Genomic DNA, 20,222 nt, shown 5'->3' on the forward strand with positions numbered 1-20,222 from the left:
CTGGCGACGACGTCGACAACACCAAGCCCGCGCCGCCCACTACCGACGCCGCGGACACCAACCCCCACGATCATGAAGTGCCGTTGCAGTACTAGGCGCGATCACCGGACTGCTGACCGGCACCACCACCAGTCCCGCCGCCACCGGGGTGCTTTTCGTGCTCGGGACCACCGTCTGCGGGCTGCACGGCTCAGGGCTGTGGTTCGCGCGGGACACCCGGCCACGAGGCCGGTAGGAGGCGTGGGGACCGTTGACAACCACAGCGGTTGCCGAGGCCACCGCCCCGACTCCGCTCCCTCCCGCTTCTGAGCTGGCGTCGCTTCCGCAACCGGTAGCGATCACTCTGCTGGTCACGTCGGTGGTGCTGGCCGGTCTGGTGCACTTCGGCCCGGTCATTCGTGACCGCATCCGGCCGCGACCGGCGGAGGACGACCAGCCGGGCTCGTCGAGCCCGTCCACCCAGACGCCGCCGGTGGTGGATCGCACCGACCAGTTCCTGCAGCACCTGCTGCGTCAAATCGCGGAGGCGCAGGAGCGAGAGGACGAGCTGGAGCGGCAGATCCGGGAGCGCGACGAGCGGATCGAGCGGCTGGAGCGCGAGGTCGTGCGGCTGGAGCGGGAGGTGCTGCGGCTGGAGTCGCTGCTGTGGCGGCGCCCGACACGCGACTGAGCCACCCGAGCCGCGGTTGCCGCTGACCCTCGCCCTCGTGAGGTCGACGAGCTGCTGCATCACCCGTGCCCGGGAGTGGTGTCGGTGAGCAAGCAGCACTACACGGTGGTGCCGCGCACCACCTGCATCGACATCACGGTCAACGCCGGCGAGCCGCTGGCGCTGCGCATCCCGATCCTGGACGACCACGACCAGCCCGTGGAGATCACGCCCGGCGCCGAGGTGCTGTGGAAGGCGCTCGCGCAGGTGCGGCGTAACAACTTCTCCAGCGTGGTGCTGCACGAGTGGGCCACCACCGGGCCTGACCCGAACGCGGAGATCCTGCCCGGCCCCGCCTCGGCGGTGCTGTTGACCGCCACCGCGGATGAGACCGCCGCGTGGCAGGACTGGCCGGATTACACGTGCGCCTGGGACCTGTACCTGACCGAGCCGCCGACCGGCGGTGCCCCGTCTGAGCCGCACCGGATCGCGCAAGGCGGATTCCGGGTGTGGCCCGCCATCACCCGTTGATCACGAGGAACCCGGCTATGTCGATGCTGCGCACCTGCTCCCGATGCGGACAGACCGATGATCACCCGCGGCACGTCATCGCAGCTCCCGCGGGCCAGCAGGGGGCGAATTTTCATCACCGCTGCCACGCCCAGCTCGGCTGCCCACTGTGCATCGAGCAGCTGAAGGGCGCCGGGGACGCCGAGGGCGAAGACCTGCGGGCGTACCTGCTCGCGAACCCGCTCAGTGACGAGCGCGTCGCTGAGCTGCTGGGACAGGAGTCGGAGGGCTGAGTACAAGATGGCAACTGGTCTGATCGCCGCGGTCGCGAATGGGCTGCTGGAGGGCACCGCGGACCTGTCTGAGTTCACGTGGGTGAAGCTGCACGTCGGTGACCCCGGCGCGGACGGCACCTCGAACCCGGCCACGGAGACCACCCGCAAGCAGGTCACGTGGAGTGCCGCGTCGAGCGGACAGCAGGTGTCCACGAACGACCTGGTGTGGACGTCGATCGCGGCGTCCGGCACGGAGGACGCCACGCATTTCTCCGTGCTCGACCAGGAGTCCGGCGGCAACGTCGGTTTCACCGGCACCGTGACGGCGAACCCGTACAACGCGGGCGACACGCTCACCATCCCCGCGGGCTCGCTGACCCGCAGCTTCACCGTCGCCAGCTGATCACCGCGACAAGTCCGGCCAGTGGCCGCGCGCTGCGCTCTGGCCGGACCTGTCCGCGTAGGTAGGGGAAGTGGCGCGCTGTGGCCTCGATCAGGTGGTTCTCCACTGACGTTCACGATGGCGAGACCGTCTCTCCCGCCTGCGGCGCGGGCACGCAGGTGGGGGACCGGCTCATCGTCATCGTGCTGGAGGACGAGAACGAGACGTGGCACGAGCCGGTCACACCGCCACAGGGTGCGGGCACATCGTGGACGGTCTATCGGCGGAATCCGTTTGAAAACGACTTCGGCCCGAAGGGCAGCGTCTACGAATGGAAGGTCACCAACCCGGCGAACCTTCCTCAGGCGTGGTCTTTCGAGCCCATCGTGTGGTCGGCCGGGTTGGCGTGGGCTTTCTGCATCGCCGACCTGCCCGACTCGGCGCAGATCGTCGTCGACTGGGGTTCTGGTGTGCTACCGAACACCGGTGCCCGGAACGCGTCCGCCCCTTCCATCCCCAGCAGCGGCTACACCGGCACCGACCCGCTGCTGATCGTCGCGGTCGCGGCGATCCATGAATACGACGAGCCCGACATCACTCCGCCAGCCGGGATGACGCAGCGCGGCGAGATCCTGGAAGCCTGGTGGATGAACGGAGCGGCGTACACGCTGCAGCTGGTCGGAAAGGTCGACACCGGTAGCCGGTCGGCGGCGTACGAGAACGTCGACTCGTCGGACATGTACCCGTGGATCGCCGTCGCCGTGGCGATCCCGACTGCCGGGGCTGCCGCGACCGTGCAGGGGTCCGCGAGCGCGCCGCTCGGTGGGATCGCTGCGCACGCCGACGCGACCGTCACCCACCCAGCAACAGCTGCCGCGCCCCTCGGTGGCCTGCAGGCCGAGGTCGCGGCGACGGTCACGCACCCCGCGATCGCGGCGGCTGATCTCGGCGGGCTCGCTGCGGCCGCGTCCGGGCAGGTCAAGCACACAGCCGCCGCTGCTGCGCCGCTCGGTGGCCTGCAGGCTGCAGCGGAAGCCATGGTCACCCACCCGGCGACCGCGGCAGCCGACCTCGGCGGACTTGCGGCCACCGCGACCGGCACCGCATCGGCTCCTGCCTCCGGCGACGCGGCTCTCGGTGGCCTGCACGCGGAAGCGACCGCGACTGTCACCCACCCCGCCACCGCTGCCGCACCGCTTGGTGGGCTCGCCGCGCACGCAGACGCCACCAACTTCCGCGTCGCCGCCGCCGACGCCCCGCTCAGCGGCCTGCACGCTCAGGCGGAAGCTGCGGTCACTCACCCCGCCACCGCCGCGGCCGACCTCGGCAGCCTCGCCGCGCACGCCGACGGCACCATCACCCGGCCGGCCACCGCGGAAGCGGACCTCGGCGGACTCGCGGCCACAGCATCCGCCGCGATCACCCACCCCGCCAGCGCGGATGCTCCGCTCGGTGGGCTGGCCGCGTCCGCTGTCGCCGGCAACGTCGCAGCCGCCACCGCCAGCGCACCGCTCGGCGGACTTGCTGGCCACGCCGACGCGACCCGCACGGTCGTCGCCGCCGCTGCCGCCGATCTCGGCGGCCTCGATGCCGCCGCTGCGGCCGTACGCTCGACGACCGCGTCCGGGGCCGCGCCGCTCGGCGGCCTCGACGCTGCCGCTGCCGCGATCGTCGACCACTCGGCGACTGCCGCGGCACCTCTGGGGGGCCTGTCCGCCACCGCTGCCGCCAGCAGCGTCGCCACCGCGTCCGCTGTGGCCCCGCTCGGTGGTCTGGTCGGGCACGCGGACGCCACCATCGCTCGGTCCGCGTCCGCTGCCGCTGACCTCGGCGGGCTCGACGCCGCCGGGGTGGCCGTCGTCGACCACCCCGCCACGGCTGTGGCGTCCCTCGGCGGGGTCACTGCTGCCGCGTCGGGCGACACCACCGGTGTCGGCTCGGGTGCTGCTGCCGCCCAATTGGGCGGACTCACCGGGCACGCGGACGCCGCGGTCGAGCACTCCGCGTCCGCGGCGGCACCGCTCGGCGGGCTGGACGCCGCGGCTGTCGCGGTCCGCTCGACTGCGGCCGTGTCCGCTGACGCCCCACTCGGTGGGCTGTCCGCCAGCGCTGGCGGCGAGGCACGGAACGTCGGGGCCGCGCACGCCGACCTTGGCGGCCTCACCGCGACCGCTGCCGGTGACACGAGCGTGCAGGTGGCGGCGCACGCCGAACTCGGCCCGCTGGTCGCGCACGCGTCCGCCGGGCTCGATCTGCTCGCGGCCGCGCTCGCGGATCTGGGCGGACTTGCTGCGCACGCGGAAGCGACCGGTGCGCTGCCCGCGGTCGCTGACGCGCCACTAGGTGAGCTGGTCGCTGCTGGTGTGGGGGTGAGTTACCCGCCGCCGACGTGGGTGCCGCCGCTGCATGCGGGGGAGCCGGAGGATCTTCGGCAGCATCTGCATGCGGGGCAGCCGACACGCGACTAGCGCACCGCCGTGTGAGGGTGGGCGGGACGGTCGGGGCATGAACCGCACTGCTCGCGCAGCCGCGCTCGCTGCCGGTTTGCTCGTTGCTGGTGTGCTTGCCGCGCCGGCCGCTGCCGCGCAAGATGACGACCCGGGGACGCCCGAATGCGCGGAGGTCGTCCAGGAGGAGTGCACCGACGATCCCGGGAACGGCGACTCCCAGGACGGCGACTCCCAGGACGGCGACTCGCAGGACGGCGACTCGCAGGACGGCGACTCGCAGGACGGCGACTCGCAGGACGGCGACTCGCAGGACGGCGACTCGCAGGACGGCGACTCGCAGGACGGCGACTCGCAGGACGGCGACTCGCAGGACGGCGACTCGCAGGACGGCGACTCCCAGGACGGCGACTCCCAGGACAAGGACACCAAGAACAACGACGCCAACCAGGACGACGACGACAGCACCCCGATCCCGAGCAACATCAACACCGGCAGGGCGTACTGATGCGGCGCGCCCTCCTCGTGGGGGCGCTCTGCATAGCCCTCGCCGGCTGCGGCGCCACCACACCTAATGATCCTGAGCGGATACCAGCTGACCTGCCCACCCAAGCAGCCACCACACCGCAGGTCGCCGACCCCGCCCGCGTGCTGATCCCGAAACTCGGCGTCGACGACAACCTCGTGCCCGTCGGTATCTGCCGCGGCTACAGCGAGATGTGCCCCGACGGGCCCGGCGGCATGGAGCTACCGCCCGTCGAGGACACCGGCTGGTACAGGCCCGGCCCCGAGCCCGGCGAGCCCGGGCCCGCGGTGCTCGCCGGCCATGTCAACTGGAAAGGTCGACCGGGCGCGCTCGGCCGCATCGGCGAGCTCGAACCGGGCGACCTGGTCACCGTCGTCGACGTGCACGGCATCCACCGCACCTTCGTCGTCGACACCGTGCAGCAAATCCCCAAGACCGACTACTGGTCGCGCACCGTGCCGGCAGTTTTCGGCCCGACCCCGGGGCCGGAGTTGCGGCTGGTGACCTGCAGCGGCCAGGTCGTGGACGGCAACTACAGCGACAACACCGTCGTGTCCGCCCACCTGCTCACCTGAGGAGCGACCCCGGCATGGTGCGACGCGTCAAGCCACTCGCCAACGGCCGCATCCGTGACCCCTACTGCGCGTGCAACCATGGCCCCGCCGTGCACACCGACGACGGCGCGTGCAAGCTGCGCAAGTCGTGCGGCTGCACCGGCTGGACCCCGGTGCCGTACGAGTACGTGACCGAGCCGTGCCAGCGGTGCGCCGCGCTGCATCGCGAGGTGCACGCGCTGCGGGCCCGGATTGAGCGCATCCAGCAGGCGCTCGCCGCACCGCCGCCGAAGCCGCACCAGCAGCAGCGTCCGCGGGTGCGGATCCCGGAGCAGCGCAGCCGTGTCGGGCACCCGTACGACGAGCTGTTCCGGGCGCGCGTGCAGGCCCGCACCGGTGTCGACCCGGCGCCGCGGGAGCCGGTGCGATGACGATGCCGCCGATCCCGCACGACGACGAGGTCACCCGCGAGTACCGCCGCGCTCTCGACGAGCTGAACCTCTTGTTTGCCCAGCTCACCGGCAGACCGCCGTACATGGATGCGCAGTCGCGCGCCTACCGGGAGATGACCCCGGCCGATGCGGTGCCCGACGAGGACATTCCGCGGTGGGCGTCCCGCTGCCACGACCCGCTCGACCCGACCCGGCCAGTCGCTGAGCAGCTGCGGCTGCCGGAGCAGTACGAGGCCGAGCGGTGGGACCGGTTGCGGATCGACACCGGGGGTGGGTGGTGACCGGCATCTACGTGCCGTGGCTCGCCGACGCTGCCCGGTTGACCGGCTACCCGGTCGTCGAGGTCGCTGGGTGGCGCAGCCGCGGCCACGGCGGCATGAGCGCGGTTGAGGGCGTGGTCATGCACCACACCGCCGGCCCGAGGACGGGGGAGTACCCGTCGCTGGCGGTGGTGCGGGACGGCCGCGCTGATCTGCCCGGGCCGTTGGCCAACCTCGGGTTGGGCCGCTCTGGCACCGTGTACGTGATCGCGGCCGGCTTGGCGTACCACGCGGGCACGTCGCGGTGGGCTGGGGTGGACCCGGACGGCCGCCCGTTCGATTTCGTCAACCTCAACGCGCGATTCCTCGGGATCGAGGCCGAAGACGACGGCGACGGCACCTGGACGCCTGAGCAGCTGGATTGCTACCCGCGGCTGGTCGCGGCGCTCTGCTACTACATGCGCCGCCCCGCAAGCCGGGTGTGCGCGCACCGAGAGTGCGCGTTGCCGGCCGGGCGGAAGCCGGACCCGGCCGGCATCGACATGCCGACGTTCCGGGCGCATGTCGGGTCGCTGCTGGTCGACCCGCTCAACCGCATTCCTCGCAACCGGCCGGCTGCGCCGGTCAAGCCCGTGAAGGACGACGACGCGATGTACATCAAGTGCCAGCTCACCCCGTCTGGTAGCCCGGCGATCGCGATTCTGTCCGGCCCGATCTTCGTTGGTCTGGGCACCGAGCAGGAGCGGCAGTCGGCCGAGGCCGCGATCGCGGCGGGCGCGATCTGTCAATGGGTGAACCCGGCGACCTGGAACGAGTTGGACCGTCGCTCGCACGCGCTGTGTGACAACCCGCGCCCGGTCGCGGTCACGCAGCTGCCACAAGACGCCACCCGGTGACCGTGCCGAATCACGGCAGCGCATCATGAGGAGACCGCCATGACCGTATCCGAAAATCCTGTGAAGCCCCGGGTGCTGATCTTCGGGCGCGAGCCGGCGATGATCTCGGAACTCATCGCCAGCACTCTTCTTGTGCTGCACCTTTTCCTGCTGCCTGGACTCGATGAAGGTGTGCAGGCCGCGATCAACGCGGTCGTCGTCGCGGCCGCGTCGGTGAACACGGCGTGGAAGGTGCAGAGCGACCAGCTGCTGCCGCTGCTGGTCGGCTTCTTCAAGGTCGTGATCACGCTGATCGTGACGCTCGGCGTGACCATGAGCGAGGCGCAGCAGGCCGCGCTGCTGACGCTGATGTCGATGATCGCTGGTCTTTTCGTGCGCGGCGCGGTCGACGCCCCGGTCGACGCGAACGGCCACCGGAAGGCTGCGACGACCTAACTCGATCGTCCCGGGCCCGCATCCCCGAGGCTCACACCCATCGCGGGCCGGGAACACGGACTCCGCCCGCCACGGCCCCCGAGCGTGGCGGGCGGAGCCGTGTCCAGCGACGAGTAACGCGGCACCGCCACGTTCCTACGTTGATCACGTGACTATGCGCGTACGTGTCGTGACCCTCGCGGCGGCTGCTGGTGTGGTGGCAGCCGCAGTTACCGGCTGCTCCGCCCAGCGTGACGCAGAATGCGCTCGAGCCGTCGACGAGGCCGCTACCGCGCTGATCGGGCTGATCGAGCGCATGGACAACATCGGGTCGACGCAGCAGCAGCCAGAGCCCGACATGTCCTCGGCAGCCCGCATGAGGATGGCGTGCGAGCACGACTTTCCCTCCGCCTACAGCGATCTGATCGTGCGGATCAAGGACGGCTACGCGCCACGCAATGTCTTCAGCGGGTTCACGCAGAAGATGTTCATCTCTGCGCTCTGCATCCGCAGCGACGACCTTGGGGTGCCCACCGACGAGCTGACCGACGCTGCACGGCAGGTGTGCCAGCTCGCTTAACCGATCTGCAGGTCGTCGAGCACGGCGGCGATCACCTGGCGCGCCTCGTCGTCGAACACCGCCAACGCCTCCAGCTGGCCGAACTGCTTCACGAAAACGGCGACGTCCACCGGGTTGGTCAGGAAGGTCGCCGCCGTCTCGATACCGACCAGCACAGCCCGCTCGTCGAAAAGGTCGAACCCGTGCGTGGGCGCCAGATCGACCGCGCTCCGCCACGGGATCACCCCGACCCGCACCCCGGGCAGCCGAGACCGGTCGATGAGGTGGCGCAGCTGCTCGACCATCACCTCCGGGCCACCGAGCTGCCACCGCAGCGCCGCCTCCGGGACGACCACGGTGACCTGGTGCTGGCCGTCGCCGACGATCGTTTGTCGCTCGGTCCGCGCGGCCACCTCGGCGGCCTGCGCGTCCGGGGTCATGTCGCCGCCGGACGCGAAGACGGCGCGCTGGTAGGCGGGTGTCTGCAGCAGGCCGGGGATGAGCAGCGGTTGGAAGGTGCGCAGGTGGATCGAGCCGTTCTCGATCCGCTTGATCCGCTCCTGCAGCCCGCCTCGTCGCAGGATCACCTTGGCCGGCACGCTGGTGCGCTCGCGCAGGTCACGCACCATGCGCAGCAGCTCGGCCCGGTCGGCCGGTGATGCCCCGTACACCCGCGCCAGCTCGGTCGCCTGCTCGACGCTCGGCACGATCAGGCCGCGCTCGTAGCGGGACAGCCCGGACTGGGAGACACCGCGCGCCAACTTGGACGCGGAGTTCGCCGACAGTCCCGCCTCGGTGCGCAGCCTGCGCAGCAGCCGGGAGAGCGCGTCGAGCTGCTTCGGGTCGTAGTCGCGCTTGCGGTTAGGCACTGGCCGCCACCGGGTGGTGGTACTCGGGGTGGCGGGCCCACCACGCGGGGAAAGGCTCGGCCAGTCGCCACGCGGTCTCGGCGGCGTCGACGTACGGGGCAGCGTCGTCGCCGTCGAGAGCGTGGGCGTGCAGGAACTTGCCAGCCATGCTGTAGGCCATCAGCGCGATCCGCTGCCGGTCGAGCATCCAGAACTCGGCGTCGACCACCTCGGCAGGCGCGGGCCGCTCGGTGAGGTCGAGGATGCGGATGTCCTCCCCGGCGGACACGTTGGCGACGTAGGCCCAACCCATCTCGAATCGCAGGTAATCGCTGGGTGGCTCGCGGAGCACACGGACCCGGCGCACGGTCGCGCCACGGCTGCGCTGCTGCTGCACCCACCGTCCCCAGCCGCCGACGACCTCGGGCGAGGGCCCGGGTTCGCCCGCGAGGAAGCGCGCGAAGTCGTCCCCGTCTGAGGCCACGTCGTAGTAGGTGAGTGTTTCGTAGCGCAGCGCGTCGCTGGTGAACCGGTCGGTGTACTCGTCGAGCTGCTGCTCGTCGAGTCGCATGGTCACCCCGCGCCTGCTGTGTCGAAAACCTCGTCCGGCACCCACAGATAGCCCTCGCCCTGTGGCGGCAGACCAAGGTCGGCCAGCACCTGCGGGTCGGTGATCAGGTAGCCCTGCACGATGCGGCCACCCGGCAACGCGACGTGTCGGCCGACGCCGGCGCACTGCTTGCCCGAGCCGCACTCGCGGGACTGCCACGTCAACCTCTGCTGCTCCATCGGGTCCCCTCCCGAACGACAACACGCGCAGTGTCTTCGGGCGGGGACTGCTTAGTCAACTCGGCACGGCGTGCATAACCCAACCGACCGGACGATTATGCACACTTGCCAAGTATGCATAACATGGTGGCGTCGGCCGCCCGGCGAGTTACGGCGTCCCCTCCCGAAACACCGCCGAGCGGCCGACACAACACCACCGCCGACCACCCCAGGAGGTCCCACCCGTGACCACCACCCCGACACCGACCACGACCTGCCCGTCCTGGTGCGACCCCCGCTCACACGCGGTCAACGACACCCACGGGTCCACACCGATCACTCACCAGGCCGTCTACGACGACGTCGAGATCTCGATGGCCGTACGCAGCACCGGCACGAGCACCCGAGTCACGCTCGACATCCGCAACCTCGTCAGCCAGTGGCCCGGCGGCGCTCCCATCGAAGCCGGGGTCGAGCTGCTGCCTGCCGAGGCCGAGCTGATCGCGCACCGGCTACTGCTGCTCGCATCGCTCGGGCGAGGAGGTGCGCGGTGAACCTCACCGAGTTCCTGCTCGCACTCGCCGCGGTCGTCGCCGCAACCGCCTACCTCATGCCGATCAACCCGCCCACCACACGCGGCGACGACCAGCAGCACTGACCCCGCCGAAACCGTGACCTGGAGCAGCTGACCGTGCACGACCACACCGCACCCACCCGCCGTCGGCGGCCGTCCGCCGCGACCGTCGCCCTCGCCGTCGGTGCGCTCGGATCCGGCGCCGCCAACGTGGCGTGGACGTGGGAACTCGGCCCCGTGCGGGTCGTGGCCGGACTTTTCGCGACCGCGCTGGTACCGGTGTCGCTGCACCTGTGGCCGCGCGTACCGATCACCGGCGTGTGGACCCGGATCATCCGGGCGCTGGTCATGGGCTACATCTGCGTCGCCGCCGCGATCGTCAACCTGGCGCACTCCGCGCAGCTGCTCACCACCGACCCGGCCGCGCCCCGCCCGGTCGCCGAGGACCTGCGGCTCGCGATCCTGCTGATCACCGCCGTCGAGGGTGTGATGGTGATGGCCACCCTGGCCAAGCGGCGCCGCCCCGAGCAGCCCGCCGCGGCGCAGGTGTCGTCGCACACCGTGGCTGCCCTGGTCACGGTCGCACGACTGGCGCAGCAGGCGCAGCAGCAACGGCCGACTGCTCGTCGCACCCGTACCCGCACCAGCCACGCTGCACCAGCACCCACGCCCGCCCCGGAGCCGGAGCAGCAGCCCGAGCCTGAGCCCGAGCGGGAGCAGCCCGCCGGGAAGGTCAGCCCGCGCGAATGGGCCGAAGCGCACTGGCCGGTCACCGGTGCCGAGATCAAGATGGCGACCGGGTGCTCCAAGGCGCACGCCTACCGCATCGCCGCTGACCTGAAGCGGGAGAAGGCCGCGTCATGACCACGCAGCCCGAGCCCGCCGCCGGGGTGGTGCTGCGGAAGGACCTGCAGCCCGCCGTCGAGGCGCCGCAGCTGTCCCGGGCACGCCGCGCCGTGCTCGCCGTCGCCCGACCACTGCCCAACCGGCAACAGCTCGCCGCGTCCGCGCGCTGGTGGGCCGTGCACCTGCTGCGCGTGGCGCCGTGGCTTCCACTGCTCGTGCTGCGCGAGCTACGACCGATCGGCCGCGGCCTCGGTGACCTGCTGCACCGCTGGTCGACATGGGTGTCTGCGCAGGACCGACACGAGTACGCCAAGGCCGCCGAGGGCAACCTCAAGGCCAAGCAAGGGTTGGCCGCGTCCAAGACGCAGACCGCGCGCCGCTGGCTGTCCCTCGCCGCCGTGCTGGTGGCGCTCACCGCCGGGGTGTGGGCGTGGCTGCGGCAACCACTCACGCTCGCCGCTGCCGCCATCCTCGTGGCGGCAGCGCTGGACTGGCACGGCCGACGACTGCTGCCCGGTGCGGACCCGCTGCCCGCGGCGGTGCAGGTGCCACGGGTGCTCGACGACGGCGTGCCGCTGTCGCAGATCACCGCGTCGATCCTGGAGACGCTGGAGCGCGAGGGATTCGAGCCCGGCTCGGTCGGCGTCGCGGAGCCGCTGGTGTACGACCACGACCGGCACGAGTACCGCATCAGCTTGGCCACCCGCGACGAGATCAAGCCCGAGCACCTGCGCGCCATCGAGCGGGCGGTAGGGGCGCGGGATTACGCGGTGCGGAACTTGGCCACCGACACCGCGACCGTGCGGCAGCTGGTCATCCGGGTCGGGGACCCGCTGGCGACGCCGGTGGAGCGGCCGTGGATCCCGACCGGCAGCCGCTCGATCGTGGAGGGCATCACCCTCGGCGTCTCCGCCACCGAGGTGCCGTTCACCATCCCGTTCGCCGGGGTGCACATCCGCATCGTGGCGGGCACCGGCGGCGGGAAGACGTCGTGGCTGCTGCGGTCGATCATCGACGGGTTGTCTGCCTGCCACGACGTGGTGATCGGCGGTATCGACATCACCAACGGGCCCGAGCTGACGCTGTGGCGCGACGTCATCCAGTACAAGGGGTTCGACCCGGCCTCCGCGGACAAGGTGCTGGACAAGGCGCTCGCCGAGATCGACCGCCGCTCCAAGATCCTGTCGGCGATCGCGGAGGACGACGACCCGGACAACGACGCCGCCGAATGGCACTCCGGGCTCGGGCCGGCCTTCGTGGTGCTGGTCGACGAGTTCTCACAGCTGGCCGCATTCGACGGCCGTACCGGCCCCACCAACACGGGCGGGCTGAATCTGCTGGCGAAATGCGAGCAGATCGTGCGAACCGGCCGCAAGCATTGGGTGTCGCTGGTGATGTTGACGCAGAAGACCGGCAATTCCGACTTCGGGTCCACCACGATGCAGACCCAGTGTGCTGTCACCATCGCTGGGCCGTGCGACCAGCAGGACGCCAACCGGATCTTCGGCGCTGATCGTCGCGAGGCCGGGTACACGCCGCACCTGCTGCGTCCCGGCGTGGAGGGCGATGCACGCGACGCGGGCAAGGTTTTCGTGGAGTCGCCGTGGCACCGCACCCCGGACATCTACCGGGCCTACGCGCCGGGCACCACCGCAGAGGTGAAGCGGCGCGCTCGACAGCGCATCGAGGACGGGCTGCCCCGCCTGGACAGCACCCTGCCCGCGGAGGTGCTGGACGCGGTCGAAGTGCCACCGGTGCTGGCCGCCGTGGAGGCTGCTTTCCGCGACGCGGGCTGCCCGGAGCGGATGGCCACCGCCGAGCTTCTGGACCGGCTCGCCGACGCCGGGCTGACGCTCACCTCGGGCAAGCTCGCCGACGAGGTGCGTCCCGCCGGGCTGCAGCCGACCCGGTGGCACAAGGCCGGGTCGAGCCCGGTTCGCGGGTACCGGTGGGTCGACGTCGAGCGTGCCATTCGGGAGATCACGTGAGGCCCGGCAGTGCCCGGCAGTGGCCGGTACGGGGCCGGTCACGGCCCGGTACGCGGGGGTGGTCGTGTCCGGCACAGTGCCGGGCCGCGACCGGGTCGCGTGCCGGGAGAGTGCCGGGCGGGTGGGCGCGATGATGGGCCGCCAGCACGCCTGCTGCGGACTGCTCGTCGGGGTGGCGCTCGCCGGGCTGGTGCCGTCCGCGCCGCTGCCTGTGCGGGGGCTGGTGGTGGCCGTCGCTGGCGGGGCAGCACTGCTGCCGGACCTGGACCACCCGGGCGCGACCGCGGCGCGGTCTCTCGGTCTGCTGACCCGGGTGATCGCGCACGCGGTGGACTGGGTGAGTCTCACGGTCTACCACGCGACCCGCGCCCCAGGAGACCCCGCGGAGCGTCGCAGTGGACACCGCACCCTGACGCACACGGTGCCCGGGTGTCTCCTTCCTGGTCTCCTGCTCACGGTTGCTGGTCTCTTGTGGCCGGTCTCCTTGGCGGTCGCGTGCAGTCTCTTGACCGGTCTCCTCGCGCTGGGGCTCCGCCGCGCGGGTCTCCTGCTGCTGGTGGTCTCCTCGGTGGTCTCCTGGTGGACGCTGACCACGTATCCGGGCTGGTGGTGGCTGGTCTCGGTCGCGGTCTCCTGCGGGTGTCTGGTGCACCTGGCAGGAGACTGGGTGACCGAGGCCGGTGTGCCGCTGCTGTGGCCGCTGCAGTCAGAGCAGTGCCGCTGGAGACTGCTGACCGCTCCGGTCACCTTCCCGGCGGGTAGCCCGGTGGAGACCCAGATCGTTGCGCCGCTGCTGCTGCTCGGTCTCCTCGTCGAGGCGTTCTGGGCGACCGGTCTCCTCGGTGCCGTCGTCGCTGCTGTCTCCCCGGAGGTGTCGGGATGAGCAGATCCGTGGTGTGGGCGTCGGGTCGGCGCGAGCCGGCGCCGGGAGCGCCGAGGTCTCCTCGGCGTCGTCGTCGGCTGCGTCGGCCGTCGCTGCTGACCGCGTTCTGGGCGCTCGTGACCCTGGCGCTGCTCGTGGTGCTGACCATGACCGAGGTCGCGCTGTCGGTGATCTGGCTGGTGCTGTCGGCGGTGGCGACGCTGCTGTCCGCGGCGGCCGATCAGGTGGCCAAGCGACCGGCTGCACCACCTCCGCCGCGTCCGGGTGCTGCGGCTGCGAATCCCCGGGGAATCGCGGATCGCGGGGGTGGTGGCCGACAGGCCGGTACGGCGGTGCCTCGCTGCACCAAGACCGGGCAGCCGATCGACGAGTGCCGCTGCGCTCAGCGGCACGTGAAGACCGCCGACGGGGCGCGCCGGTACCGCCTGCCGGTGGGGTCGCCGATGCCGGGCAAGGCCGGTGGTCGCGCGCAGAAGGGCACGACCAGCAAGGCTGCCAAGAGGTCGGCCGGGCCGCGCGTGCCGACGACCAGCAACGCCCGTCCGTCCCGGCCGCCGGTCGGTGAGGTGATGCGGAGGGGGTCGTGACCGAGGTTGCGGTGCGGCCGCTCGTGGTGGAGGGCGAGGTGATCTGGTCGTCGCTGGCGTCGGAGCCGCCGCCGGAGTCGCCGCTGCGTGGGTGCGGGCTGGTGTGGACGCCAGCGTCACGGGCGGAGATTGCCGCCTCGATCGCGGCTGCCCGCCGTAGGCGGTGGTGGCGGCGTGTGCGGGGGCGCCGGTGATCGCGCTCGTGGTGGCCGCTGCGGTGTACGTGGCCACCCGGACGCTGCTGCTGGCGGTCGCCGCCGGTGTGGTGGCGGCGGCGGTGCACGCGTGGTGCTACCCGTACAAGCGATGCTGGCGGTGCCGTGCTCGTGGTGGGCCGCGGAAGACGGACGCGTCCGGCCGGTATTGGCGTGATTCGTGTGTGGTGTGCGGTGGTTCGGGGAAGCGGGTGCGGTTCCTGGCTCGCATTGTCGGGGGTTGGGGGTTGGATTGATGCCGCGGCCGGAATCGTTGGCCGAGGTGTTCGCGCAGCTCTTCGCCGCGGATCCGGGGCGGGCGCGTCGGATCGTCGAGGAGCACCAGCTGGATGCTGCCGGCCGGTGCCGGGCGTGTGAGGTGCGCGGCTGCACGCTGCGGGCGTGGGCGCTCGACGCTCTTGCGCGTCGTGGCGAGGTCGGCCGTACGCCGCGGTGGCGCCGCGACGACATCGAGCGGTACGCGCGGGAGGCGCCGCCGGGTCGTCGTCGGCGTGGTGGTGGGGAGCTGGCTTGACGGGCGCGGCGCCCGTCGTCGGACGGTGCCGCGCGGGCTCGTCCCGGGAAGCCCGCATCGGGTCGTCTCTGCGGTGCTGTCTGACGGTCCGTAGTGGTGTAGTCATGAGGGGACATCCCGTCGGGTCAGCTCTTCACCCCTAGGAGGTCGCCGTAGTGTCGAACGGTGGTCGGATGTCGTTCGCATACATCGGCGGGGGTGGTGGCACCTGGGACTGGTACGTGGAAGGCGGGCTGAAACTCGCGATCGAAGAGATCCGGCGACATGCTGCGGCGATCGCAGCTACCAGCGGCGATCTCGCCGCGGCCGACTTTCTCGCCTTGATTCGCGCGAAGCTCAAGCGGGCTGAACGAGGTGAGCTGGAGGTGCCCGACGATGGGAAGCCGCATCTGCACCTCCGGCCAGGTGTGATGGAGATCCGATGGCACATCGAGGGGACGAACTGGCGGCTCTACTACTGCGAGCCGCTTGAGCTGCGCCTCAGTCGCGTGATGCTAGGTCTCTTGTTCAACGTCAAGACATCTCCTGAGCAACAGGACGCCGACATCACAGCTGCGGCACACCGATGGTCCTGTTGGCAGGCGCAGCGGCGAGGCTAGTATCGGGAGTAACCGATGAAGGGGTCGGGCATGGACGAGATCGACATCTTGCTGGGGAGCGGCACCACGAGTGTTGACGCGCTCGCCGATGAGCTCGTGCGGGCCGACTTCGCGTGGATCGATCAGCTGGTCCGGTTGCGGAAGCAGACGGGCATGACTCAGCAGCAAGTCGCACAGGCGATGGGCCGTTCGCAGAGCGTGGTCTCCGACATCGAGACGATGAACTCCGATCCACGACTCTCGTCCCTCCGGCGGTACGCGCTTGCCATCGGCGCCGTCGTCAAGCACCGAGTGATGCTGCGGCCTGCAGATCATCCGCTTGTGACGCCTGCGCGTGTAACCACAGCGTCCGGCGGGGAGGGCACGCCCATCTCTGTGCAGAGGGTCTTGGCCAGCGGACCACTGGCATTGGGCCGCGCCGGATGAAGTTGATCGTTCTTCTGGCCGACGCAGCTCAGGCAGGCCCGGCAGGGAAGGTCCATGCTCTCGGGCTGGGCTGGACTGTCATCGACACGCCCACGAGCCAGCCCGCCAGTGTCATTGTCTTGGTGATCTTCGATCGCCAAGCAGACGCTGTGGGAACCCACGAGGTGACCTTGCGGTTGCTTGGCGATGACGGGACGCCGGTGACTACCCCCGACACTGACGAGCCGATCTTGATCAGGGCAGGGATCGAGGTTGGCCCACAGACCGCCGAAGAAGTGCAGGACATGCCGTCCGTGGCGTCGTTCATCGTGAATGTTGGTCCTGGACTTCCCCTCGAACCGGGCCGCAGGTACCGATGGGAGGCGGAGATGGAAGGTGAGCGGGCATCGTTCGTCTTCGTGACGCGGCCACGACCCGTGGCAGCATCAAGCGGCGCCGGGGACGCGCTGGGTTCAGCCTCAAGCTGAGCTACTCTCCCTACGATAGGTCGCCCGGCGCCGCACCCGCCTCGACCAGCAGCGATCGCCGCCACCCGGGATCTGCCCGCCACCGAAGCGGCCCACGACCGTGCGCTCACCGACCACGTCCGCGACCGGGCCGCCGCCGTCGACGACATCGCTGCCGCCGCGGACCTTGCTGAGCAGTGGCTCGAGCAGGCCCGCGCCATCATCACCCCGCCCCGTCGATGGGCGCACCCCGGCGCGTGCCCCGCGTGCGGGAAGTCCGTCGCCTACGTCACCGACGAGTCCGGGCAGCAGGTCCGCCGCCCCGCGCTCGAGCTCGACCGCGCCCACGCCGCCGCGCGGTGTCTCCGCTGCGGCGCCGTGTGGCGCGGCGAGGGGCAGCTTCGGTCTCTCGCCGCGGTCCTCGAGGAGTCCTGATCGGGGCAGAGTCCCCGCCGTCCGAAAGTCGCCTGAAGACAGCCCTTGACGATGTCCGACTTCCTGACATAGACTCTGTGGTGTCAGCGGGGCAGGCACAAGGCCACACCCCACCTCCACAAGGGAGACACCGATGCTCGTGCATCTCCATCGCCATCATCGACTGATACACGCTCGTCCCACCGGCCCCGCCCCGCGCTACGCGGGCGGGGCCGTTGGCTGTGCAGCCCAGGAGGCCCTCATGACAGATCCGACCGACGTCGACGTCGACTCGCCGATGACCGACGCCGAGCTGCGCACGGTCCGCGAGCACCTCGGGCTCACCACCCGATGGCTCGCCGAGCACTTCGGCGTCGCCGAGCGCACCGTGCACCGCTGGGAGTCCGGCGACACCCCGGTGCCCGACGACGTCCGCGAAGAGATGGAGCGGCTCGAAGCCGTCACCGCCGCCACGGTCACGGCCACGATCGAGGCCCTGCACGACGTCCGCGACGTGGAGATCCAGACCTACCGCACGGATCGGGACTACCGCCGCCACCACCCGGGCCAGACGTGGCCAGCGTCCTGGCACCGAGCCGTCGTCGCCCGCGTGGCACAGGAGGTGCCCGGCCTCCACGTGACCTACTGGACCCCCGGGGATGACTGACCGCGACCGGCTCGGCTACAGCCGGACGTCGATGGCGACCGTGATGGCGCGGGACCCGCAGCGGTGGCCACGACCGGCGGCGATGCTGCGCCGGGGCCGGGTGTGGGTGCTGCTGTGGGACGCCGACGAGATCGACGCCGTCGCGCCCCCGGCCACCGCGCCGCAGCGCCGCGGCGCACGCGCGACGGTCAGCGACTCCGACGGGCTGCTCACGTGCCTGGAGTGCGGGCGCAGGTACCGCAGCCTCGGCCGCCACCTGCACGCGGCGCACCAGCTGACGGCTGCCGAGTACCGTGCCCGCCACGGCCTGCCCGCGACCGCGGCGCTGCGTGCCGACGGGGATCGGGAGCGGTCCGCCCAGTACTGGCGCCAGCGGCTGGCCGTCGACCCGACCGCTGTCGACCACCTTGCCCCGTGGAATGGCCCCGAGCATCTCGACGCGATCCGCGGCAAGGCGATCGAGGTCCACAGCGAGACGCGGGAGCTGGAGATCGTGCGCGCCCACCGCGCCCCTGGGCAGCGCTACGCCGTGCAGGCCATGCTCGCCCGGCGCCGTGCCCGGCTCGACGACCTTGCCCGCGCCGCCGGCTTCTCCGATTTCGCGGCGGCGATCGAGGCTACGCGGGATCTCCCGGCCACCAAGGCGGCCCGCCGGATCGGGTGCGGCGCGTCGACGGTGCGGCGGCACCGCCAGCGGGAGGGTGGTTGATCTGGCATCGCGTGGGGCAGTTGTGGGGCAAACTCGTGCACGCGAGCGCACGCCGCGCATCGCGACGCATCGTGCCGATCTCGCGCTGACCTGCGGCTTGCACGCGGGGCATCGTCACATCGCGTGAGCGCACGCCGGTCTCAGCGCTTCTCGTACGCATCCGGGCTGGAGAACCGGACTCGCTGCATGCTCAGGTAGATCGGCACTGGATACGCTCCTCCGCAGGTGGTGGGAACCCCGGCGACTCCGGCGAGGCGTTCGTGCGGGCCCGTCGCCTGTGGACGCTAGCCCGACCCGGCACCCTGGCCAGGGCCAATCCGAGCCGGATGAGGGGAGCCACGTGACACCTCGACGCAACGCGCGCCCGGCCGGGACGCCCGCGTACCTGGTCCTCTACGAACGGTTGCGCGCGGGCATCCTCTCCGGGCAGCTGGCGGCCGGGTCCCGGCTGCCGCCGAGCCGCGCGCTGGCCGCGGAGACCGGGCTCTCCCGCAACACCGTGCTGGCCGCGCTGGCGCAGCTGGAGGCCGAGGGCTACATCGTGGGCCGGCGCGGCTCCGGCACCTACGTGGCGAGCGTGCTGCCCGAGCACATGCTCACGGCCGGCACCCGGTTGCGGGTTCCGGCCCGCCCCGGCACCGGCGCGGCCACGCTGTCCGAGCGCGGCCAGCGCCTGACGCAGATCCGCCGCATGCCGCTGCCCGCCGTCATCGGCCGGGAGCCTAAAGGCACCGCGTTCCTCATCGGGCTGCCGGCGCTGGACCGGTTCCCCTTCGAGACCTGGACGCGGCTGCACACCGAGCGCTTGCGCCGCTCGGCCGCCCGGCTCATGACCTACGACGACCCGGCCGGGTACCGGCCGCTGCGCGAGGCGATCGCCGCGCACGTCGGCACGTCGCGAGGCATCCGGTGCTCGGCCGACCAGGTCGTCGTGACCAGCGGCTCCCAGCAGGCGCTCGAGCTGTGCGCGCGCATCCTGCTCGATCCGGGGGACGCGGCGTGGCTGGAGGACCCCGGCTACCTCGGGGCCCGGGCCGCGCTCGTGTCGGCAGGTGCCCGGCTCGTGCCGGTCCCGGTCGACGAGGAGGGGCTCGACGTGGCCGCCGGGATCGCCCGCGAACCGGACGCGCGGCTGGCCGTCGTCACGCCGTCGTACCAGTTCCCGCTCGGCCACACGATGTCGCTGCCGCGCAGGATCGCGCTCATCGAGTGGGCGGGCTCGCGCAACGCCTGGATCGTCGAGGACGACTACGACGCGGAGTTCCACTACGTCGGCCGCCCGCACGCCGCGCTCGCCGCGATCGACGCTCACCAGCGGGTGGTCTACGTGGGCACGTTCAGCAAGGTGCTGTTCCCCGGGCTGCGGCTGGGCTACCTCGTCGCGCCGCCGCACCTCGTCGACGGGTTCGTCGCCGCGCGGCTGAGCACGGACATCCACGCGTCGCTGTTCGACCAGGCCGTCGTCGCCGACTTCATGACCGCCGGGCACCTCACCCGGCATCTGCGGCGGATGCGGGTGCTGCACCGCGAGCGCCAGCAGGAGCTGCTGCGGCTCGCCGAACCCCTCGTCGGCGCGCTCGATCTCGCTCCGTCGAACGGCGGGCTGCACCTGATCGGCCGGCTCCACCCGTCCCGCGACGACCGGGCCATCGCCCGCCGCGCCGTGCAGGACGGGGTGCACGTGTGGCCGTTGTCCACGCACTACCTGGGTGCCGAGCCGAGACCGGCGCTCCTGCTCGGCTACGCGGGGACGACGCCGGAGGACATGCGCGCCGGGATCCGGGTGCTGGAACGGGCGCTGGGCTAGAAGCGGC

The 20,222-nt window shown here is 71.5% G+C and carries 28 protein-coding genes; 25 read left to right on the forward strand and 3 right to left on the reverse strand.

The genetic code is table 11. The features are described from left to right. The first annotated feature begins 358 nt into the window (after nt 1–358). From BUE41_RS27410 to BUE41_RS27465, 12 genes are all read left to right on the forward strand, one after another. On the forward strand, nt 359–670 hold the full coding sequence (locus BUE41_RS27410; protein WP_073460244.1) for a hypothetical protein: 312 nt from the start codon (nt 359–361) through the stop codon (nt 668–670). An 84-nt stretch (nt 671–754) separates the two neighbouring features. Beyond that, nucleotides 755–1,180 (forward strand): hypothetical protein, encoded by a 426-nt coding sequence (locus BUE41_RS27415; RefSeq protein WP_143172396.1) that lies wholly within the window; start codon nt 755–757, stop codon nt 1,178–1,180. Nucleotides 1,181–1,197: 17 nt separating this feature from the next. Continuing rightward, on the forward strand, nt 1,198–1,452 hold the full coding sequence (locus tag BUE41_RS27420; RefSeq protein ID WP_143172397.1) for a hypothetical protein: 255 nt from the start codon (nt 1,198–1,200) through the stop codon (nt 1,450–1,452). Nucleotides 1,453–1,459: 7 nt separating this feature from the next. Then, entirely contained in the window at nt 1,460–1,837 is a 378-nt protein-coding gene (locus tag BUE41_RS27425; RefSeq protein WP_073460247.1) for a phage tail fiber protein, read from the forward strand. A 380-nt stretch (nt 1,838–2,217) separates the two neighbouring features. Beyond that, on the forward strand, nt 2,218–4,284 hold the full coding sequence (locus tag BUE41_RS27430) for a hypothetical protein (RefSeq protein ID WP_143172398.1): 2,067 nt from the start codon (nt 2,218–2,220) through the stop codon (nt 4,282–4,284). Nucleotides 4,285–4,321: 37 nt separating this feature from the next. Next, the gene (locus BUE41_RS31540) at nt 4,322–4,771 is read left to right on the forward strand and encodes a hypothetical protein (protein WP_200804135.1); all 450 of its coding nucleotides are present in this window, start codon (nt 4,322–4,324) and stop codon (nt 4,769–4,771) included. Then, the gene (locus BUE41_RS27440; protein WP_073460249.1) at nt 4,771–5,364 is read left to right on the forward strand and encodes a class F sortase; all 594 of its coding nucleotides are present in this window, start codon (nt 4,771–4,773) and stop codon (nt 5,362–5,364) included. The genes BUE41_RS31540 and BUE41_RS27440 overlap by 1 nt, the downstream gene beginning before the upstream one ends. A gap of 14 nt (nt 5,365–5,378) precedes the next feature. Beyond that, nucleotides 5,379–5,774 (forward strand): hypothetical protein, encoded by a 396-nt coding sequence (locus tag BUE41_RS27445; RefSeq protein WP_073460250.1) that lies wholly within the window; start codon nt 5,379–5,381, stop codon nt 5,772–5,774. Next, nucleotides 5,771–6,076, forward strand: a complete 306-nt coding sequence (locus BUE41_RS27450) for a hypothetical protein (protein ID WP_143172399.1) — start codon at nt 5,771–5,773, stop codon at nt 6,074–6,076. The genes BUE41_RS27445 and BUE41_RS27450 overlap by 4 nt, the downstream gene beginning before the upstream one ends. 113 nt (nt 6,077–6,189) lie before the next feature. Continuing rightward, complete coding sequence (locus tag BUE41_RS27455; protein ID WP_159444977.1) at nt 6,190–6,951, forward strand: N-acetylmuramoyl-L-alanine amidase; 762 nt, start codon at nt 6,190–6,192, stop codon at nt 6,949–6,951. Nucleotides 6,952–6,990: 39 nt separating this feature from the next. Further along, nucleotides 6,991–7,386 carry a hypothetical protein gene (locus BUE41_RS27460; protein ID WP_143172401.1) on the forward strand — a complete coding sequence of 132 codons (396 nt, stop codon included), beginning with the start codon at nt 6,991–6,993 and terminating at the stop codon, nt 7,384–7,386. A gap of 169 nt (nt 7,387–7,555) precedes the next feature. Then, nucleotides 7,556–7,945 (forward strand): hypothetical protein, encoded by a 390-nt coding sequence (locus BUE41_RS27465; RefSeq protein ID WP_143172402.1) that lies wholly within the window; start codon nt 7,556–7,558, stop codon nt 7,943–7,945. Here the strand turns inward: BUE41_RS27465 and BUE41_RS27470 are convergent. From BUE41_RS27470 to BUE41_RS27480, 3 genes are read right to left on the reverse strand one after another with little or no spacing between them, the layout of a single operon-like run. Next, the gene (locus BUE41_RS27470) at nt 7,942–8,793 is read right to left on the reverse strand and encodes a helix-turn-helix domain-containing protein (protein ID WP_073460255.1); all 852 of its coding nucleotides are present in this window, start codon (nt 8,791–8,793) and stop codon (nt 7,942–7,944) included. The genes BUE41_RS27465 and BUE41_RS27470 overlap by 4 nt on opposite strands. Next, nucleotides 8,786–9,343: a DUF6879 family protein gene (locus BUE41_RS27475; protein ID WP_073460256.1), complete on the reverse strand. Its 558-nt coding sequence runs from the start codon at nt 9,341–9,343 to the stop codon at nt 8,786–8,788. The genes BUE41_RS27470 and BUE41_RS27475 overlap by 8 nt, the downstream gene beginning before the upstream one ends. 2 nt (nt 9,344–9,345) lie before the next feature. Next, on the reverse strand, nt 9,346–9,561 hold the full coding sequence (locus BUE41_RS27480; RefSeq protein WP_073460257.1) for a hypothetical protein: 216 nt from the start codon (nt 9,559–9,561) through the stop codon (nt 9,346–9,348). A gap of 224 nt (nt 9,562–9,785) precedes the next feature. Here BUE41_RS27480 and BUE41_RS27485 point away from each other — a divergent pair, with 224 nt between their 5' ends. The 13 genes from BUE41_RS27485 (at nt 9,786) to pdxR (ending at nt 20,215) form a co-directional block, all read left to right on the forward strand. After that, complete coding sequence (locus tag BUE41_RS27485; protein WP_073460258.1) at nt 9,786–10,094, forward strand: DUF6907 domain-containing protein; 309 nt, start codon at nt 9,786–9,788, stop codon at nt 10,092–10,094. Nucleotides 10,095–10,231: 137 nt separating this feature from the next. Then, entirely contained in the window at nt 10,232–10,978 is a 747-nt protein-coding gene (locus BUE41_RS27490; protein ID WP_073460259.1) for a hypothetical protein, read from the forward strand. Continuing rightward, on the forward strand, nt 10,975–12,948 hold the full coding sequence (locus BUE41_RS27495; protein WP_073460260.1) for a hypothetical protein: 1,974 nt from the start codon (nt 10,975–10,977) through the stop codon (nt 12,946–12,948). Before BUE41_RS27490 ends, BUE41_RS27495 begins: the two co-directional genes overlap by 4 nt. Before the next feature lie 64 nt (nt 12,949–13,012). Continuing rightward, a complete protein-coding gene (locus BUE41_RS27500) occupies nt 13,013–13,831 on the forward strand; it encodes a metal-dependent hydrolase (RefSeq protein WP_143172404.1) in 819 nt (272 codons plus the stop codon). Further along, complete coding sequence (locus tag BUE41_RS27505) at nt 13,828–14,418, forward strand: hypothetical protein (protein ID WP_143172405.1); 591 nt, start codon at nt 13,828–13,830, stop codon at nt 14,416–14,418. The genes BUE41_RS27500 and BUE41_RS27505 overlap by 4 nt, the downstream gene beginning before the upstream one ends. Nucleotides 14,419–14,868: 450 nt before the next feature. Further along, entirely contained in the window at nt 14,869–15,147 is a 279-nt protein-coding gene (locus BUE41_RS27510; protein ID WP_143172406.1) for a hypothetical protein, read from the forward strand. A gap of 173 nt (nt 15,148–15,320) precedes the next feature. Further along, nucleotides 15,321–15,746, forward strand: coding sequence for a type II toxin-antitoxin system RelE/ParE family toxin (locus BUE41_RS27515; protein ID WP_073460264.1), 426 nt, complete (start codon nt 15,321–15,323; stop codon nt 15,744–15,746). Between the two features lie 30 nt (nt 15,747–15,776). Next, nucleotides 15,777–16,172 (forward strand): helix-turn-helix domain-containing protein, encoded by a 396-nt coding sequence (locus BUE41_RS27520; RefSeq protein ID WP_073460265.1) that lies wholly within the window; start codon nt 15,777–15,779, stop codon nt 16,170–16,172. Further along, on the forward strand, nt 16,169–16,639 hold the full coding sequence (locus BUE41_RS27525; RefSeq protein ID WP_073460266.1) for a DUF6941 family protein: 471 nt from the start codon (nt 16,169–16,171) through the stop codon (nt 16,637–16,639). Before BUE41_RS27520 ends, BUE41_RS27525 begins: the two co-directional genes overlap by 4 nt. Before the next feature lie 201 nt (nt 16,640–16,840). Then, on the forward strand, nt 16,841–17,053 hold the full coding sequence (locus tag BUE41_RS33090) for a DUF7340 domain-containing protein (RefSeq protein ID WP_456107117.1): 213 nt from the start codon (nt 16,841–16,843) through the stop codon (nt 17,051–17,053). 241 nt (nt 17,054–17,294) lie between these two features. Next, nucleotides 17,295–17,699: a helix-turn-helix domain-containing protein gene (locus tag BUE41_RS27530; protein WP_073460267.1), complete on the forward strand. Its 405-nt coding sequence runs from the start codon at nt 17,295–17,297 to the stop codon at nt 17,697–17,699. Further along, nucleotides 17,692–18,408 carry a MucR family transcriptional regulator gene (locus BUE41_RS30530; RefSeq protein ID WP_073460268.1) on the forward strand — a complete coding sequence of 239 codons (717 nt, stop codon included), beginning with the start codon at nt 17,692–17,694 and terminating at the stop codon, nt 18,406–18,408. The genes BUE41_RS27530 and BUE41_RS30530 overlap by 8 nt, the downstream gene beginning before the upstream one ends. Nucleotides 18,409–18,748: 340 nt before the next feature. Continuing rightward, complete coding sequence (gene pdxR, locus BUE41_RS27540) at nt 18,749–20,215, forward strand: MocR-like pyridoxine biosynthesis transcription factor PdxR (protein ID WP_073460269.1); 1,467 nt, start codon at nt 18,749–18,751, stop codon at nt 20,213–20,215. Nucleotides 20,216–20,222 lie beyond the last annotated feature (7 nt).

The sequence above is a fragment of the Pseudonocardia thermophila genome, from assembly GCF_900142365.1.
GTDB classification, from domain to species: Bacteria; Actinomycetota; Actinomycetes; order Mycobacteriales; family Pseudonocardiaceae; genus Pseudonocardia; species Pseudonocardia thermophila.